Annotated in this window: 18 protein-coding genes; 8 read left to right on the forward strand and 10 right to left on the reverse strand. The window is 71.6% G+C overall.

Going from position 1 to position 16,676, the window contains the following annotated elements; genetic code table 11:
* The first annotated feature begins 191 nt into the window (after positions 1–191).
* Positions 192–1,211 (forward strand): aldo/keto reductase, encoded by a 1,020-nt coding sequence (locus tag ACZ63E_RS19035; RefSeq protein WP_465337395.1) that lies wholly within the window; start codon positions 192–194, stop codon positions 1,209–1,211.
* A gap of 3 nt (positions 1,212–1,214) precedes the next feature.
* Here the strand turns inward: ACZ63E_RS19035 and ACZ63E_RS19040 are convergent, their stop codons facing one another.
* Together ACZ63E_RS19040 and ACZ63E_RS19045 are read right to left on the reverse strand one after the other, a co-directional pair.
* Positions 1,215–2,039 (reverse strand): hypothetical protein, encoded by an 825-nt coding sequence (locus ACZ63E_RS19040; protein WP_465337396.1) that lies wholly within the window; start codon positions 2,037–2,039, stop codon positions 1,215–1,217.
* On the reverse strand, positions 2,036–2,554 hold the full coding sequence (locus ACZ63E_RS19045; protein WP_465337397.1) for a SigE family RNA polymerase sigma factor: 519 nt from the start codon (positions 2,552–2,554) through the stop codon (positions 2,036–2,038). Before ACZ63E_RS19045 ends, ACZ63E_RS19040 begins: the two co-directional genes overlap by 4 nt.
* 118 nt (positions 2,555–2,672) lie before the next feature.
* Between ACZ63E_RS19045 and ACZ63E_RS19050 the strand changes: the two genes are divergently transcribed.
* The 5 genes from ACZ63E_RS19050 to map are packed head-to-tail and all read left to right on the forward strand — an operon-like array spanning position 2,673 to position 7,993.
* A complete protein-coding gene (locus ACZ63E_RS19050) occupies positions 2,673–3,419 on the forward strand; it encodes an acetoacetate decarboxylase (RefSeq protein WP_465337398.1) in 747 nt (248 codons plus the stop codon).
* Entirely contained in the window at positions 3,416–4,324 is a 909-nt protein-coding gene (locus tag ACZ63E_RS19055; protein ID WP_465337400.1) for a 3-hydroxyacyl-CoA dehydrogenase family protein, read from the forward strand. Before ACZ63E_RS19050 ends, ACZ63E_RS19055 begins: the two co-directional genes overlap by 4 nt.
* Entirely contained in the window at positions 4,321–5,808 is a 1,488-nt protein-coding gene (locus tag ACZ63E_RS19060) for a CoA transferase (RefSeq protein ID WP_465337401.1), read from the forward strand. Before ACZ63E_RS19055 ends, ACZ63E_RS19060 begins: the two co-directional genes overlap by 4 nt.
* 3 nt (positions 5,809–5,811) lie before the next feature.
* Positions 5,812–7,113, forward strand: coding sequence for an aldehyde dehydrogenase family protein (locus ACZ63E_RS19065; RefSeq protein WP_465337403.1), 1,302 nt, complete (start codon positions 5,812–5,814; stop codon positions 7,111–7,113).
* 58 nt (positions 7,114–7,171) lie between these two features.
* Positions 7,172–7,993, forward strand: a complete 822-nt coding sequence (gene map, locus ACZ63E_RS19070; RefSeq protein ID WP_465337404.1) for a type I methionyl aminopeptidase — start codon at positions 7,172–7,174, stop codon at positions 7,991–7,993.
* Here the strand turns inward: map and ACZ63E_RS19075 are convergent.
* From ACZ63E_RS19075 to ACZ63E_RS19105, 7 genes are all read right to left on the reverse strand, one after another.
* Positions 7,990–8,562 carry a TetR/AcrR family transcriptional regulator gene (locus tag ACZ63E_RS19075; RefSeq protein WP_465337405.1) on the reverse strand — a complete coding sequence of 191 codons (573 nt, stop codon included), beginning with the start codon at positions 8,560–8,562 and terminating at the stop codon, positions 7,990–7,992. The two genes, map and ACZ63E_RS19075, sit on opposite strands and share 4 nt — an antisense overlap.
* 71 nt (positions 8,563–8,633) lie before the next feature.
* Positions 8,634–9,302: a hypothetical protein gene (locus tag ACZ63E_RS19080; protein WP_465337406.1), complete on the reverse strand. Its 669-nt coding sequence runs from the start codon at positions 9,300–9,302 to the stop codon at positions 8,634–8,636.
* A gap of 18 nt (positions 9,303–9,320) precedes the next feature.
* Complete coding sequence (locus tag ACZ63E_RS19085) at positions 9,321–9,692, reverse strand: hypothetical protein (RefSeq protein ID WP_465337484.1); 372 nt, start codon at positions 9,690–9,692, stop codon at positions 9,321–9,323.
* A gap of 34 nt (positions 9,693–9,726) precedes the next feature.
* Entirely contained in the window at positions 9,727–10,095 is a 369-nt protein-coding gene (locus ACZ63E_RS19090) for a roadblock/LC7 domain-containing protein (RefSeq protein ID WP_465310755.1), read from the reverse strand.
* Positions 10,096–10,378: 283 nt separating this feature from the next.
* Positions 10,379–10,993 carry a DUF5947 family protein gene (locus ACZ63E_RS19095; protein WP_465337408.1) on the reverse strand — a complete coding sequence of 205 codons (615 nt, stop codon included), beginning with the start codon at positions 10,991–10,993 and terminating at the stop codon, positions 10,379–10,381.
* Positions 10,990–11,436: a NifU family protein gene (locus ACZ63E_RS19100; RefSeq protein WP_465337409.1), complete on the reverse strand. Its 447-nt coding sequence runs from the start codon at positions 11,434–11,436 to the stop codon at positions 10,990–10,992. The genes ACZ63E_RS19095 and ACZ63E_RS19100 overlap by 4 nt, the downstream gene beginning before the upstream one ends.
* A gap of 40 nt (positions 11,437–11,476) precedes the next feature.
* On the reverse strand, positions 11,477–12,496 hold the full coding sequence (locus ACZ63E_RS19105) for an NADH-quinone oxidoreductase subunit B family protein (RefSeq protein ID WP_465310758.1): 1,020 nt from the start codon (positions 12,494–12,496) through the stop codon (positions 11,477–11,479).
* 121 nt (positions 12,497–12,617) lie between these two features.
* Between ACZ63E_RS19105 and ACZ63E_RS19110 the strand changes: the two genes are divergently transcribed.
* Positions 12,618–13,115, forward strand: a complete 498-nt coding sequence (locus ACZ63E_RS19110; RefSeq protein WP_465337486.1) for a helix-turn-helix domain-containing protein — start codon at positions 12,618–12,620, stop codon at positions 13,113–13,115.
* Between the two features lie 21 nt (positions 13,116–13,136).
* Here ACZ63E_RS19110 and ACZ63E_RS19115 read toward each other — a convergent pair whose 3' ends face one another.
* The gene (locus ACZ63E_RS19115) at positions 13,137–14,090 is read right to left on the reverse strand and encodes an anti-sigma factor RsbA family regulatory protein (RefSeq protein ID WP_465337410.1); all 954 of its coding nucleotides are present in this window, start codon (positions 14,088–14,090) and stop codon (positions 13,137–13,139) included.
* Between the two features lie 660 nt (positions 14,091–14,750).
* Between ACZ63E_RS19115 and ACZ63E_RS19120 the strand changes: the two genes are divergently transcribed.
* Positions 14,751–16,559, forward strand: coding sequence for an arabinofuranosidase catalytic domain-containing protein (locus ACZ63E_RS19120; protein WP_465337411.1), 1,809 nt, complete (start codon positions 14,751–14,753; stop codon positions 16,557–16,559).
* The last annotated feature ends 117 nt before the right edge of the window (positions 16,560–16,676 follow it).

Consider the following 16,676-nt stretch of genomic DNA (forward strand, 5'->3'; position numbering starts at 1 on the left):
TCCGCGGCGGCTGCGGCGCCGGGAGATAGCCGCGGCGCAGGAACGTCTGCGCGGTGGGGGGGGGGGGGGGGGGGGGGGGGGGGGTGTTTTTTTTTTTTTTTTTTTTTCTTCCCCCCCCCCCCCCCCCCCCCCCCCCCCCCCGACACCGGAACCGGGTGCCGGAACCCCACCCCTCATCCCGGAGGAACCCCATGCAGACCCGCCCGCTCGGGCGCACCGGCATCCAGGTCAGCGCCTTCACCCTGGGCACGATGATGTTCGGGCCGTACGGCAACCCCGACCCCGACGAGTGCGTCCGGATCGTCCACAAAGCACTCGACGCCGGCGTGAACACCCTCGACACGGCCGACGTTTACGGCGGTGACGGCCACACCGAACGGATCGTCGGCCGAGCCCTGCGCGGCCGACGCGACGACGTTGTCCTCGCCACCAAGGGGAACGGCCCGATGGGTCCCGGCCCCCATCACCGCGGCAGCTCCCGCCGCTGGCTCGTCACCGCCGTCGAAGGCTCGCTGCGCCGGCTCGGTGTCGACCACATCGACCTCTACCAGGTCCACCACCCCGATCCCGAAACCGACGTCGAGGAGACCCTGGGCGCGCTGACCGACCTGCTGCGCTCCGGCAAGGTCCGGGCGATCGGCCACTCCAACCTGCCCGCGTCGGAGATCGTGGAAGCCCAGTGGGTGGCCGAACGGCGGGGGCTGGCCCGCTTCCGCACCGAGCAGCCGCACTATTCGATCCTCAACCGGGGTGTCGAACGCGAGATTCTGCCGGTCTGCCACCGGTACGGCCTGGGTGTGCTGGTGTGGAGCCCGCTGTCGATGGGCCTGCTCTCCGGGCGGCTTCGCAAGGGCGGCACGGAAACCGCGTCGGCCGGCCGGTTGCACTGGGCGCCACGGCACCTGACCGACAGCCGCAAGCTGGACGCCGTCGAAGCGCTCGTCCCCCTGGCCGGCCAGGCCGGCCTGTCGCTGCCCCACCTGGCCCTGGGCTTCGTGACCGCCCATCCCGCGGTGACGTCGGCGATCATCGGCCCGCGGACCCCGGCCCAGCTCGACGACCTGCTCGCGGGCGCCGGCACCACCCTCGACGACGACCTGCTCGACCGCATCGACGAGATCGTCCAGCCCGGAACGGACCTCGGCCCGGTCGACGTCGCGTACGAGCCGCCGTCGCTCACCGAGCCGGGCCGGCGCCGGCGCCGCGGGTGAGGCTCAGCCGCCGTGGCCGGGGCCGTTGTTGGCGTCGGCGACCTGGGTGTACCCGGCCGGGATCTGCGGGGTGTTGACCGTCTTGGCCAGCTCGTCGGTGCGCGGCAGGAAGGCGAGGTCCTTGGTCGTCCGCTGCCCGCCCGGGTCGGTCGTGGTCGAGTGCACCGGCAGGTAGCTCGTCGCGTCGACCCACAGCTCCGAGACCTGGCCCTCGACGGTGTACCCCAGCTTGACGACCTGGTGGCCCTGGTACTCGCCGGTGCCGACGATCTTGTCCGTACCGGTGCTGATCGACTTCTTGACCCGGTCGACGAAGCCGGCCTCCTTCGGCAGCTCGCCCGGGATGTAGGTGGGGAGCTTGACGTCCTCGGTCGAGTAGGTGCGGTCCTGGTGGTTGACCGTGACGTCGCGCAGGTGCGCGTAGTGGTCGATCACGGGGGCGCTGTTCCAGGCCTCGGTCCGGGTGGATCCGGTGCGGTAGACCCAGTACTGGTTCATCGTCACCTGGTCCTGGTACCAGACGGTGCCTTCCCCCTGGTCGACGATCCGGTAGACGAAGTCCGAGTCGCGGTCCAGCGCGGCCGAAACCCGATCGACGACGTAGGCGGCGTTCTGGACCGCGGGCGGGCCGCCGGAGTTGACCCCGAGCACGGTGACCGCCGCGGCGACGGCCAGCACGCCCGCCCCGGCCACGCCTCGGGTGGCCAGGCCGCGCCGCCGCACCCGCCGGGCGCGGCGGAGGACGTCGTCGGGGTCGGTCCGGAAGGTCTCGCCGGCGACGAGGTGCCGCAGATCGGCCCCGAGCCGGGTCTCTTGTTCGGTGTTCACAGCAGTGATCCCGTCGTGTCGAAGAAGGATTTCAGGGTGGCCAGCGCCCGGGAGCTCTGGCTCTTCACGGTGCCCGTCGAGCAGCCCAGCGCCGCCGCGGTCTCCCGCTCGGACAGGCCCTCCAGGTAGCGCAGCACCACGGTGGCCCGTTGCCGCAGCGGCAGCGTCAGCAGCGCCTGCCGGAGCCCGGCGCGCCGGACGACGTCGTCGGCGGGGTCGGCCACCGCGGGTTCGCGGGCGAACTCGGCGACCGGCACCGAGCGCTCCCGCCGCCGCCACCGCCCGCGCACCTCGTTGAGCAGGATGCGCCGGACGTAGGCCTCCGGGCTGTCGGCCGCCCGCACCCGCTTCCAGTGCTGGTAGGCCTTGACCAGGGTGTCCTGGACGACGTCGTCCGCGAGGTGCCGGTCGCCGCAGAGCAGGTACGCGCTCTGGTGCAGCGGGGTCCCCCGGTTGCGCACGAACTCGCGGAATTCCGCGTCGCGGCCGGTCTCGGCGTTCTCTGTCTGCTTCACACCGGGGTAGATGTGATCGCTGGTCGAAAGGTTGTCATCCGGTGCGGAACCGGGTTTCGCGCGGATGCGCCGCCCCGGATCCGGAGGTAGGTTGCGAGCGTGATCTTGGCAGCCGCAAGTGCGTGAAGACGAGGTCCGGTCCCGGCTCACCACACCGTTGTCCGCGCCGGCCTTCCCCCGCGGGCCCTACCGGTTCACCGACCGCGAATACCTGAACATCACCTACCGGACGGATCCGGCGGCCCTGCGGGCGCTGGTGCCCGAACCCCTCGAAGTGCCCGAACCGCTCGTGCGGTTCGAGGTGATGCGGATGCCGGACGTCACCGGGCTCGGCGACTACACCGAGTCCGGGCAGGTCGCGATGGTCACCCACCAGGGCGAGCCTGGGGAGTTCACCCTCGGGATGTACGTCGACAGCCACCCCGCGATCGCCAGCGGCCGCGAGGTCGCCGCCTACCCGAAGAAGCTCGGGAAGCCCCGGCTGTTCGTCGACTCGGACACCCTCGTCGGCACCCTGGACTACGGCACGATCCCGGTCGCGCTCGCCACGATGGGGTACAAACACCGCGAACTGGACACCGCCGCCGCGCGCGCCGAGCTGACCGCGCCGACGTACATGCTCAAGATCGTCCCCGGGTACGACGGCCGGCCGCGGATCTGCGAACTGGCGCGAAGCCAGATCTCCGACGTCACCATCAAGGGCGCCTGGACCGGGCCCGCGCGGCTGCACCTCGTGCCGCACGCGCTCGCCCCGCTCGCCGACCTTCCCGTGCTGGAGATCGTGTCCGCGAGCCACCTCCTCACCGATCTCACCCTCGGCCGGGCCGCGGCCGTGCACGACTACCTCGACCGGGAGCAACCGTGAAAGCGACCATCGTCGGCGGCGGGGTCATCGGCGTCTCCTGGGCGGGCCTGATGGCCGCGCACGGGATGGACGTCGTCATCAGCGACCCGGCGCCGGGCATCGAGGACACCGTGCGCGCCGGACTCGACGAACTCACACCCGCACTGCGCGAACTGGGCTTCGACACCGACGGACTGGCGGACCGGATCACGTTCGAGGCCGACCTCGCGCGCGCCGTCGCCGGCGCCGACGTCGTCCAGGAGAACGGGCCCGAACGCCTCGACCTCAAACACCGGATCTGGACGACCATCGAGGCGAACGCGCCCGCGGACGCCCTCCTGCTCACCTCGACCTCGGGCCTTCCGGCGACCGACATCGCGACCGCGCTCGAGCGGCCGGAGCGGCTTCTCGTCGGGCACCCGTTCAACCCGCCGCACCTCATCCCGCTGGTCGAGGTCGTGCCGGGCGAGAAGACGGCGCCGGAGGTGGTGGAGCGGGCCGTCGCGTTCTACCGCGGCCTGGGCAAGAAGCCGATCGTGCTGGGCAAGGAGATGCCGGGGTTCGTCGCGAACCGGCTGCAAGCCGCCATCTTCCGGGAATGTGTGCACCTGGTCGCGGAGGGCGTGGTCACCGAACAGCAGCTGGACGAGGTCGTGACGTCGTCGCTCGGGCAGCGGTGGGCGGTGAGCGGGCCGTTCCTGAGCTTCCACCTCGGCGGCGGGCCGGGCGGGCTGCCGCACTTCCTCGAGCACCTCGGGCCGGGCCTGCGCAAACGCTGGGGCCAGCTCGGCACGCCGGACCTCGACGAAGCGACAGTCAAGCTGCTCAGCGACCAGGCGGCCGGCTTCGACGGCACCGTCGAAGAGCTCGCGAAAGCCCGGGACACCGCGCAGATCGCCCTGATGAAGGCGCTGGGCGAGCGATGAGCGTCACCGACCGGATCCTCGCCGCGCTCGCGAACCCGATCTCTTCCGAGGACCAGGACACCTTCGACATCCACGCGGCGCTGGAGGACGTCCTCTCCGGAGCCGGACTGTCCGAAAAGGACGCCGGCGGCAAGGTGGAGTTCACCGGCGCCGACCCGATCGTGCCGAGCGCCGTGCGGCTGGGCGCCGCGCCCGCGATCGCGCTGGTCGCGAAGTCCGTGGCCCTGGCGGCACTTTGGCGTCACCGCGGCGGACCCGGCCAGGACATCAGCATGGACCTGCGGAAGGCGCCACACCGGCTGTGCCCGTTCTACGACAAGAAGTGGGAGCTGGTCAACGGCCTCCCGCCGACCAACACCGCCGACCCGGCCAGCCCGCTGTCGCTCAAGTTCTACCGCGCCGGGGACGGCCGGTGGGTGATGCCGCTGAACATCTACCCGAAGCTGAAGTCCAAGACCCTCAAGCTCCTGCGCACCTACGACGACGCCCCGGCGCTCGCCGACGCCATCGCGCGCTGGGACGCCGCCGAGCTGGAGGAGGCGGGCGCGCAGGCGGGCATCGTGATGCCGATGGTCCGCAGCACCGAAGAGTTCCTCCGGACCCGGCAGTACCGCGACGTCCTGGCCGGGCTCCCGCTGATCGAGATCGAGAAGATCGGCGACTCCGCGCCCGAGCCGTTGCCCGCGGGCGGCGCCCAGCCGCTCGACGGGATCCGCGCGCTCGGCCTGGGACACGTCATCGCGGGCGCGGGGATCGGGCGGGCGCTGGCCCAGCACGGCGCCGACGCGCTGAACCTGTGGCGGCCGTCCGAATGGGAGAACCCGGTCGTCTACCTGACGGCGAACGTCGGCGTCCGGTCGGCCACTGTGGACTACCAGAACTCACGCGTGGCCCAGGAACTCCTGCGCGACGCCGACGTCTTCTACGCGAACCGGCGGCCGGGCTTCGTCGCGGGACTGGGGCTTTCCCCGCACCGGGCGGCCCAGTTGCGGCCGGGCATCATCCACACGACCGTGTCCCTGCACGGTGAGCACGGCCCGTGGGCGTCACGGGTCGGCTTCGACCAGACCGCGGGCTGCGTCGCCGGGATGATGACGCTGGAAGGCTCGCCCGACCAGCCCGTGCTGCCGCACATCGGCGTGGTGAACGACTACCTCGTGCCGTGGCTGGCCACGGCCGGGATCTGCGCCGCGCTGATGCGGCGCGCCACCGAAGGCGGCAGCTACCGCGTCCACATCTCGCTGACGCGCATCGCGTTGTGGATCATCAGCCTCGGCGTGTTCGACAAGGACTACGCCCAGCGCGTCGCCGGGACCGGCGAGCGGCACGCCTACCTCGACCCGGACACGTTCACCGCCGACACCCCGCTCGGGCACTACCAGGGTGTCACCGACCAGGTGCGGATGTCCGTCACGCCCGGGCAGTTCTCGACCATCCTCGTCCCCCGCGGCTCCGGCCGCCCCGAATGGCTGCCCCGGAGGTAACCGATGAGTGACATTCCCGACGTTGTTTCCCGGCTGCGCAAGACGTTCTCGTCCGGCGCGACCAAGCCGCTCGACTGGCGGCGCGCGCAGCTGACCGCGTTGAAGACGATGTTGCGCGAGCAGTCGAGCGACTTCCTCGCCGCCCTGCACACCGACCTGGGCAAGAACGCGGCCGAGGCCCGCAGCGCCGAGATCACCTTCGTCACCAACGAGATCGACCACACCCTGGAGCACCTCGACGGCTGGGTCGCGCCCGAGTCCGCGCCGCTGCCGAAGTACCTGCTGCCGGGCGCGGGCAGCGTCGTGCGGGAGCCGCTCGGGGTCGCGCTGGTCATCGGGCCGTGGAACTACCCGCTGCACCTCGTGCTGGCGCCGCTGGTCGGCGTGCTGGCCGCGGGCAACGCGGCGGTGCTCAAGCCGAGCGAGCTGTCCCCGACGGTGTCGGCCGCGATCGCCCGGCACATCCCGTCCTATTTGGATACTTCCGCCGTGGCGGTGGTGGAGGGCGCGATCCCGGAGACGACCGAACTGCTGGAGCAGCGGTTCGACCACATCTTCTACACCGGCAACGGCACGGTCGGGCGCATCGTGATGACCGCCGCGGCGAAGCACCTCACGCCGGTGGTGCTGGAGCTGGGCGGCAAGAGCCCGGTGGTCGTCGACACCGACGTCGACCTGCAGGTCGTGGCCGAGCGGATCGTGTACGGCAAGTTCATGAACGCGGGCCAGACGTGCGTGGCGCCGGACTACGTGCTGGCCGTCGGGGACACCTCCGAGCGGCTCGAGCCGCTGCTGGCCGAGGTGCTGCGCAAGCGGTTCGGCGACGATCCGGCGCAGAGCCCGTACTACGGCCGGATCGTCAACACCCGGCACTTCGACCGCCTGTCCGGCCTGCTGGGCAGTGGCCGCGTGGTGACCGGCGGGACGACCGACCGGGAGGCGAAGTACATCGCGCCGACCGTGCTCGCCGACGTCGCGCCGGACTCCCCCGTGATGGGTGAGGAGATCTTCGGCCCCATCCTGCCGGTCCTACGGGCCGCCTCCCTCGACGAGGCGCTGACGTTCATCACCGGCCGGGACAAGCCGCTGGCGCTGTACGCGTTCACCGGCTCGGAGGAGACGAAGCGGCGGATCCTGGCGGAGACGTCGTCGGGCGCGGTGGGGTTCGGCCTCCCGGTGGCGCACCTGACCGCGCCGGACCTGCCGTTCGGCGGGGTGGGCGAGAGCGGGATGGGGCGCTACCACGGCAAGTACTCGATCGACACCTTCAGCAACCTGAAGGCGGTGCTGGACAAACCGCTGTGAACCGGGGTCGTGCTACGGTGCTGGTATAACTATACCGGTACCGTAGAACGAGGTAGTCGTGATCGAACTGAAGACGCCCGCCGAGGTCGAGCTCATGCACGTGGCCGGGCGTTTTGTCGCCGAGGTGCTCACCGAGGTCGGCCGGCTCGCCGACGTCGGGGTCAACCTCCTGGAGCTGGAGCAGCACGCGCGCGGCATGATCGAGCGGCGCGGGGCCGAGTCGTGCTACTGGGACTACGCCCCGTCGTTCGGCAAGGGCCCGTTCCGCAACGTCATCTGCCTGTCGGTCAACGACGCCGTGCTGCACGGCCTGCCGCACGACTACACCCTGCGCGACGGCGACGTGCTGACCGCGGACCTCGCCGTCGGCGTCAACGGCTGGGTGGCCGACTCCGCGCGCACGGTCATCGTCGGCACCCCGGCCGAGGAGGACCTGCGGATCATCCGCGCCACCGAAGAGGCGCTGGAGGCGGCGATCGAGGTCGCGCGGCCCGGCAACCGCCTCGGGGACATCTCGGCGGCCATCTACGCGGTGGCGACCGACTACGGCTACCCGGTGAACACCGAGTTCGGCGGGCACGGCATCGGCCGCACCATGCACGGCGACCCGCACGTGTCCAACAAAGGCCGGCCCGGGCGCGGGATGAAGCTGCAGCCCGGCCTGACGCTGGCGCTCGAACCGTGGCTCGCCCGCACGACCGACAAGATCGTGTACGACCCGGACGGCTGGACGATCCGCTCGGCGGACGGCTCGCGCACGGCCCACTCCGAGCACACGGTCGCCATCACCGAGGACGCGCCCCTGGTGCTCACCCGGCGCGAGTCCGAGAAGCCGGCGCGGAGCGGCTCCACCGGCGGGGTGTCCACAAAGGACGCCTAGGGCACGAGCCGGTCGACGAGGGCGTCGACGAGGTCCCGGCGTTCGTCCGCGCCGAGCAGATCCGGCAGGGTCAGCCGCTCGATGATCAGCCAGTTCAGGGCCAGCCACAGGAGCTTGACCGTCGTGGCGTCGCCCGGCAGGCCCGTCTTCAGGTGGCTTTCCACGTTGAAGTCCAGGTCGGCGCGGATCCGCTTCGTCAGCACCGCCCGCAGCTCCGGGCGGCGGGCGGCTTCCAGGCGCAGCTCCAGCAGCGCCAGGAACCCGGCCGGGAACGCCGCCACCCGCTCGACGAGGTCGTGCATCAGCTCGGTGAGCCGGGCGCGGTCACGCGGGCCGTCGAACGGCGCGGCCAGCGTCGCCTCGTCCGGCACCAGCCGTTCGTAGACCCGCTCCCCCGCGCCGGTGAGGATCTCCTCGCGGCCGGCGAAGTAGTTGGACGCGGTCCCGGTGGGCACGGCGGCCCGCTGGTCGACCGCGCGGAACGTCAGGCCCCGGGCGCCTTCCGCGGCCAGGACCTCGATCGCCGCGTCGAGCAGCGCGGCTCGTCGTCCGGGGTTGCGTCGCACCATCACTCCGCCTGTCGGGTCACGACCACTACAGGCAAAGTACTCCAGGTCGAGTTGTCCCGCCCGCCGCGGGCTCAGGCGGACACCTCGACCTCGATGCCCATGATCCGGCCGGTCCGCCGGCGGCGCAGCCAGCCGCGGGCGGGCGTCCCGCCCGGCAGCTCCTCGGCGAACGCCTTGCGCTGCGCCGAAGTCGCCGAGTGCCACCGCAGGCCGAGCACCGGCCGGACCGGCGCGATGAACGCCTGCACCCGCTCGTGCGCCGCGGCGAGCCGCGCGGCGTAGTCGCGATCGGGCCGGTAGGCCAGCTCCAGGTCGATCAGCGGCTCGGGCCCGCCGGCGCGGTGCCGGCACCGCGCGAGCATCCGCGCGAGCTCGTCGAAGGCCACCTGCACGGTGCACGGGATCTGGTCCTGCCACCGCCCGAGGCTCGGCGCGTTCACCGCGGCCGCGGTCAGCTCGTCCGCGAGCACGATCAGCGCCCGCACCGGCGCGCCGGCGAGCTCGACGCGGACCCGCCGCCCGTTCGCGTCGGCGAAGAAGCGCACGACCCGGCCGGCCACCACGGCCCCCGACCGCAGGTGGATCCACTCCTCGACGGCGTCCGGCGAAGAGCAGGACGAGACGAAGGTGAAGGCCAGCTCGTCGCCGGCGAGGGTCATGGTCACCGGGAACAGGGAGCCGAGGTCGTGCATCAGCGCCGAGCCGGTGACGAGCGCGGCCCGGGATCCGCCGCCGGTCATCGCCCCCTCCTATCCCGGTTACACCTGCAGGTCGGCTTCGATGCGTTTCAGGTAGTGGCGGGCCAGGGCGAGGTTCGCGCGGTCCCGGTCCAGCACCAGGTAGAGGAACAGCGAGTTCCTCGCCCCGACCGTGTTCAGCAGCCGGATCAGGTGGTACTGGCGGTGCAGGGTGATCAGGATGTCCTCGATGCTGTCGTTGAGCGCCAGCGAGGACATCACCCGCAGTTTCGACCGCACGACCTCGGTGTTCCCGGCCGCGGCCACCTCCAGGTCCAGCCAGTCGCCGCCACCACTGGTGCCGAGCGACATCCCGCTCTCGTAGTCGACGAGCGCGACGCCGACGGCGCCGGTGATGGACATGGCTTCCTTGAGCGCGGTGTCGATGTTCATCATGGTTCTGCTTCCTCCTTGTTGTGCCGATGAGTCACGCGGCCAGGATCGTCGCGATCCGCTCGATGACGGGCCGGGTCTCGAACAGCAGCCGCCCGACGTTCAGGCCCCGGTCCCCCATCACCACCATCAGCGCGAGCCGGCCGATGGCGTAGACCGCCAGGTAACCTTCGCTGCTGAACACGACGGTCTGGTGCAAGGTCCCCTGCCCGGCGATCTCCGACGCCTGGCGGGCGATCCCGAGATCGGCGGCGGCGAGGGCGGAGATCTTCGCGGGATCGATGTGGTCGGCCGCGTCGGCGATGATCGGTATCCCGTCGACCGCGGCCAGCACCGTGTCACTCACCCCGGCGACATTCTCCCGGAGTGTGCGCATTTCACGGGCCAATGCGTCGAAGTCCACTTCTTCTCTCTCTTCGGAATTGCTTCACCCACGGCCGAGGTCATCAGCCATTCGAGTTGCCCCCGGCCGGGAACCTTACCGTCGCACCACCTTCTGTCCATGGGCCTGCGCATCATTCCGGCGCATCTACACGATCGGGTGAAACAAGCTGTGCACTGTAACCGAAAACCGGTGACGTCCGGGAATTATCGGAAATTGATCACGAAAACCCGGGGTGTCGAAGGGGTTGAATCTCCGGAGCGCCTTGCGCACCGGATTGACCGGGAGTTTTCCGGAAACGGGGCTACCGCAAGGGCCGGGCGCGCCGGCCGATCTCCGCGAACAGCTCCCCAACCCGGGCACGCATCTCCGCGCCCCCATCCCGCCCCGCCCAGTGCCGGCGCACCGTGCCGGTCAAGCGGTAACAAACGTCCACAGGCACGAGAAAACACTCCGTGCCACGCTCGGTCGCGCCGACCACGATCGCCTCGACGTCCGGCTCGGCCGCCGCCAACAGCGGATGCTCCACCGCGAGCTCCGCCCAAAGCTCCGAGGGCAGCCCGGCCTCGGCGGCGCCGAACGGACCCGGCTTGAACGCGACGGCCTGCGCGCCGCAGCGGACGAAGAACGCGAACCCGGCCGGGATCCCGAGCCCGCGCCAGTCGAGGCGGCGGACCGGGTGGCGGGGGTCCCACAGGTACCGCTCCGGCACCGCGCGGTACCGGGCCCCCACACCCGCGCGGCGGGTGAACACCAGGAAGCACGCGCGGCACGAGCACAGCAGACCCCGGCGGCCGGTGTCGGCGACGTGGCCATGCCGGGCCGCCACCGGGGTTCCGCACAGCTCGCACCGCTCCGGCCGCGCGGAGCGGGGCGAGCCCGCGGCCGCGGGGTCCGCCACTCCACTGTGGACAGTCACGACGCCCGCCCCTCCGCCACACCGGGCGGCGGTCCCACGCCGATCTGGTACAGCGTGGGAGCGACGACGATTTCGACTCCGGCGACTTCCGGAGCAGCGTCCCGCACAGCGGCTTCGACCGTCTCGGCGCGCGCGGCCGAACAGCCACGAAGCGCGCCGAGCCGCAGCCGCACCACGCCGCCGTTGGTGCCCACATGGTCGACCGCGCCCACCTGCGGGCGGATCCGGTCGAGAGCCCGGTGCACCCGGGCGTCGGCGTCGAGGGGATGCAAGTCGTGGAGCAGCAGCAGACCGGCGACGTCGTCGTCCGCCGCCAGTGTGCCGACCAGAGCCGGGGCGCGGTCGCGCAGGACGTCGACGATCCGGGTCAGGCCGTCGCCGTACAAGTCCGTCAGCTCCCGGACGATCTCCTCGGCCGTCCCCCGGCCCGGGCCGGCCCGCAAGGCGCCCAGGAGGGTCTCGAGCCGCTCGCCCGGGGCGGCGTCACCGGTCCACCGCCGTCCGGATCTCCCGCAGGATGCGGATCGCGGACCCGGACACGCTCGTCGTGGCCGCCGGTGTGCCGGCGCCGGCCGGGTCCTCCATGAACGGCATGAACTTGTCCGGGAACCCCGGCATGGTGCAGCCGATGCAGATGCCGCCGACGTTCGGGCAGCCGCCCACGCCGTTGATCCAGCCGCGCTTGGGGACGTTGCACTGGACGACCTGGCCCCAGCACCCCAGCTTCACCAGGCACCGGGGCGAGCCGTGCCGGTCGGCGAACTCGTCCTGCTCGTAGTAACCCGCCCGGTCGCACCCTTCGTGCACGGTGTTCCCGAACAGCCACTTCGGGCGCAGCGCTTCGTCGACGTCGATCTGCGGCGCGCGCCCGGACACCTGGAACAGCAGGTGCAGGATGGTCTCCGAGAGGTTGTCCGGCTGGACCGGGCAGCCCGGCAGGCACACGACGGGCAGCCCGGCCCACGACCGCCAGTCGCGGCCGAGGTACTCGGGGACGCCCATCGCGCCGGTGGGGTTGCCGGCCATCGCGTGCACCCCGCCGTAGCTCGCGCAGGTGCCGACGGCCAGGATCGCCATCGCCTTCGGCGCCAGCCGGTCCAGCCACTCGCTCGCGGTCACCGGCTGGCCGGTCTCCGGGTCGGTGCCGAAGCCGGACCAGTACCCCTCGGCCTTGTTCGTCTCGTCGGCGATCGAACCCTCGACGACCAGGATGAACGGGTCGAGCTCGCCGCGGTGCGCGCGGTGCCACCATTCGATGAAGCTGTCGCTCCCGCCGTCGGGCCCGCTGTGGAAATCGAGGAACGGCCAGTGCATCGCGACTTCGGGCAGCCCGGGAAGGCCGCCGAGAACGATCTCTTCGATACTCGGCTGGGTGGCCGCGGTCAGCGCGACCGATTCCCCGTCGCAGCTCAGCCCGCCATTCATCCACAGAATATGGACGGTCGGTGGAGAATTCCCGGAGTCGTGCGCCGGGCCGTTGGCCGACTGCGTGGTCCTGGCCATCGATGACACCTTCCCGGCGTGGAAGACGCCCACCGTAGCCCCGTCCGGCGGCAGCGGCAAGCCTCGGGAAACCGGCGGCGGCGACTACACTGGAGACTCTTCGGAAGGGGCAAAGATCGTGATGGAATCGGCCGGCCGGTCCTCCGGTGAGTCGATCGAGGTCGTGCCGGTCGAAATCGTGAAAAAGATCTTTCCGGCCCGGCCGTCGGCCGTTCCGGGAATCCGGGAATTCGTGCTGGAATGCCTCGCGGACTCGCCGCTCGCGGAGGCCGAAGAGCGCGAAGTGGGCAACTCGATCCTCCGGGCTCTGCTGGCCGCGGCGGGCCCGTCCGGCGTGCTGGAGGTCTCGTGCCGGAAGTACCCCCGGCGCGTCGAGTTCGACCTGCTCCCCTCGCGCACCGAGAAACCGCCGCCCGCGCAAGTGGACGCGCCCGCCGCCAGCTTCGCCGAGTGGCTGGCCGAAGCCCTGCGCAGCCGCGGGCTCACGAAGGAGACGGCCGCCGAAGAGCTGGGCGTGTCCGCGAAGACGATGACCCGCTGGCTGGGCGGGCACACCGAGCCGCGGCTGCGCGACCTGCGCCGCATCGAAGACCGCTTCGGGGACGTCCGGCTGAGCTGAAGGACAGATGTGTCCCGGCGGCTAACCAGCCCGGTCCGGCATGGCCAGCTCGATCGTGCAGCCGGCCGTGTCGGAGCTGACATCGAGCCATTCGCAGATCTGGTCGGTCATCCACAACGTGGTGCCGGGCCGGGTCTCGCCGCTGAGGCCGTAGAAGGCCGGGCCGTCGGCCGGCCGGTCGCTGTGCAGGGTGCACACCACCCGCCCGGCCGCCGGCCGCACCCAGACGGCCGCGCGGTTGACGCCGTGTTCGAGCAGGTAGGCGATCGCCTCGCCGACGGCGACCCCGAACAGCGTCGCGGTGTCCTCCGACCGCAGCAGCGCGCTCGCCCGCTCCAGCACGTGCCGCCGCACGGCGACCAGGTCACCCTCGAAGCGGAAGAGGTCCGCGGCCGTGCGCGGCGGCGCGGCCGTGGCGACACCGCCGCCTTCCTCCGGGGCCGTGTAGAGCGCGGACGCCCGCGTCTCGCCGTCCACGACGCACTCGGGGTGCGCGCGCCGGGCGTCCTCGACCATCCCCGGTTCGGCGGTTCTGGTGTCGTACGGGCAGATCAGCCAGATCCGGGTGCCGGCCAGCGCCACGTTGAAGCCCTCCTCGGCGAGCTGCCACGCGGCTTCGGCGCCCTCGTCCCGGGCCGGCTCGGCGAGGATGCGGACGGCGCCGGTCGGCGCGGTCGCGCGGTGCCGCGTCCAGTAGCGGTGCAGCGCGCCGGCCAGCTGCGCCGGCCGCCGGCCGAAGAAGGCCGACTCGGCGAAGACGATCCTGTCGGCCTCCGCGCCCATCGCGGCGTGCAGCAGCTCCCGGTTGGCCTCCGTCGTGGTGACCAGCACCGGCTCCCCGCGACGCAGCCCGTCCAGGACGAACGGCACCGCCATCGCGAGGAATCCCGCGCCGGTGGCGTAGAGGCAGCCCTGGTGCCGGAAGCCTTGCTCCAGCCTGTGGTCCGGGGCCGGAGCAGCTGCCGGGTTGTCCATGCGCACCGAGCCTCCCGAGAACGATCTTCGCCTACCGGCCATTCGACCGCAGGAGCGTACCCGCACCGAACCGATTCGGCTATCACACGGAAAAGCGCGGCACCCGTTCGGAGCAATTACCGGGACGGCACCCGGCGGCAGCCACAACCGTCACCGGAGCACGATTCGCCACGCCGGTCAGGAGCAGCCGAAACCCTTCTGGCGCAGGGGTCACGAGCCAGATGTGTCCGCGTGGCCGGAGCGCCCGACACTACTGTCCGAATCGCTCCCGGAAATGTCCGCGCGCAATACCGCGCTCACGTGTTCGAAAACAATTCCTGCCCGCGCCGGACAGCTGGGTGGAATTGTGCGGCCGGCTCCGGACCGGCCGAGCCGCGGAGGCTCCCGGCGCCGGCGCACCGGCGTCGGCGAGTCTCCGCGCCGACGTCCGAAACGTCGGTTTCCGTTGGCCGCCAGCGGATCCCGCCGCACTGGGCCGTCCGGGTGCTTCTCCCCAGTGGACTGGACCATCGGCGCCCGGGGCCGGTTGACACGCCCGAGAACGCGGTCCTACCCTCCCTCCATCCCCACCCGCCTTTCCCGCACCCCCTTCTTTTCCGGAAATACAACGTTGTAAAAATCCGCGCAGGCCTCTGACCTGCGACTTGAGAGTGAGGTCCCGTGCCACGCGGTCGCAGTCTCCTCGTCACGCTCGTGCTCGTCCTCGGGACGATGCTCGGCCTGAGCACCCCGTCCCAGGCCGCCGGTTCCCTGCCGTGCGACCTCTACGGCGCCGCCGGCACGCAGTGCGTCGCCGCGCACAGCACCACCCGCGCCCTCTATTCCGCCTACAGCGGCAACCTCTACCGCGTGCAACGCGCGTCCGACCGCGCCGAGACGAACATCGGCCTGCTCACCACCGGCGGGTACGCCAACGCCGCCGCGCAGGACTCGTTCTGCGCCGGGACGACGTGCACCATCACGGTGATCTACGACCAGTCCCCGCGGCACAACGACCTCACCGTCGAAGGCCCGGGCACCGCGGGCGGCCAGGACGTCGCCGCCATCGCGTCGGCGCTGCCGGTCACCGCGGGCGGGCACAAGGTCTACGGCGTCTACGTCTCCCCCGGCACCGGGTACCGGCACTACGTCGGCGCCGGGGTCGCGGTCAACGGCCAGCCCGAAGGCATGTACATGGTCGCCAGCGGCACGCACGTCAACGGCGGCTGCTGCTTCGACTACGGCAACGTCGAGGCGCAGATCGCCGACACCGGCAACGGCCACATGGACGCGGTCAACCTCGGCACCACCTGCTACTTCCCGCCGTGCACCGGGATCGGCCCGTGGGTCGCGGGCGACCTCGAAAACGGCCTGTTCCAAGGGAACCGCTCCAACACGAACAACCGCGGCAACGCCACGCCGTTCGTCACGGCCCTGCTGAAGAACAACGGCCAGACCACCTTCGCGCTCAAGGGCGGCAACTCCCAGAGCGGCGGCCTCACGACCTGGTACAACGGCGCGCTGCCCTCGGGCGGGTACACGCCGATGCACCAGGAGGGCTCGATCGTGCTCGGCACCGGCGGGGACAACAGCAACGCGTCCATCGGCTCGTTCTTCGAAGGCGTGATGACCGCGGGGTACCCGACCGACGCCGCGGACGACGCCGTCCAGGCCAACGTGGTCTCCGTCGGGTACGCCGGGTCCACCGGGACACCGCCGTACGCGGCCACGGTGTCCGGCCCCGGCGGCAAGTGCCTCGACGTGTCCGGCGACGACACGGGCGGCAACGGCACCGCGGTCCAGCTCTGGGACTGCCAGACCAACGCGGCCGACCAGCACTGGGCGCACAACGCGGACTCGTCACTGTCCACTTTGGGCAGGTGCCTCGACGTCACCGGCAATGCGACGGCGGGCGGCGCGCTGCTGGAGCTGTGGGACTGCAACGGCGTCGGCGGCCAGAAGTGGGTGCAGCAGGCCGACGGCTCGCTGCGCAACCCGCAGTCCGGCCGCTGCGTCGACTCCCCCAACGGCGCCACGGCCAACGGCACCCGCCTGCAGATCTGGGACTGCAACGGCTCGGCGGCGCAGAAGTTCTCCGTCACCGGCGGCGGGCCGATCACCGGCCCGGGCGGCAAGTGCGTCGACGTGGCCGGCGACGACCACGGGACGAACGGGACCGCGGTGCAGCTGTGGGACTGCCAGTCGTTCGCGGTGGACCAGCACTGGTTCCACCTCGCCGGCGGCGCGCTGCGCACGCTGGGCCGCTGCCTCGACATCAACGGCAACAGCACGGCCAACGGCACCGAGGTCGAGCTGTGGGACTGCAACGGCGTCGGCGGCCAGGTGTGGACGCAGCAGGCCGACGGCTCGCTGCGCAACCCCCAGTCCGCCCGCTGCCTCGACTCCCCCAACGGCGCGACGGCCAACGGGACGCGGCTGCGGATCTGGGACTGCAACGGCTCGGCGGCCCAGCGGTTCCCGCTGGTCTGAGCCGGCTTCGGAGCAGGGCACGGGAGGGTGGGGGGGGGGGGGGGGGGGGGGAGGGGGGGGGGCACGGCCCGCGGTTGCTGCACACGGTGCGCGGGCAGGGGTACGTCCTGCGCGGCG

The sequence above is a fragment of the Amycolatopsis sp. NPDC104819 genome, from assembly GCF_055583145.1.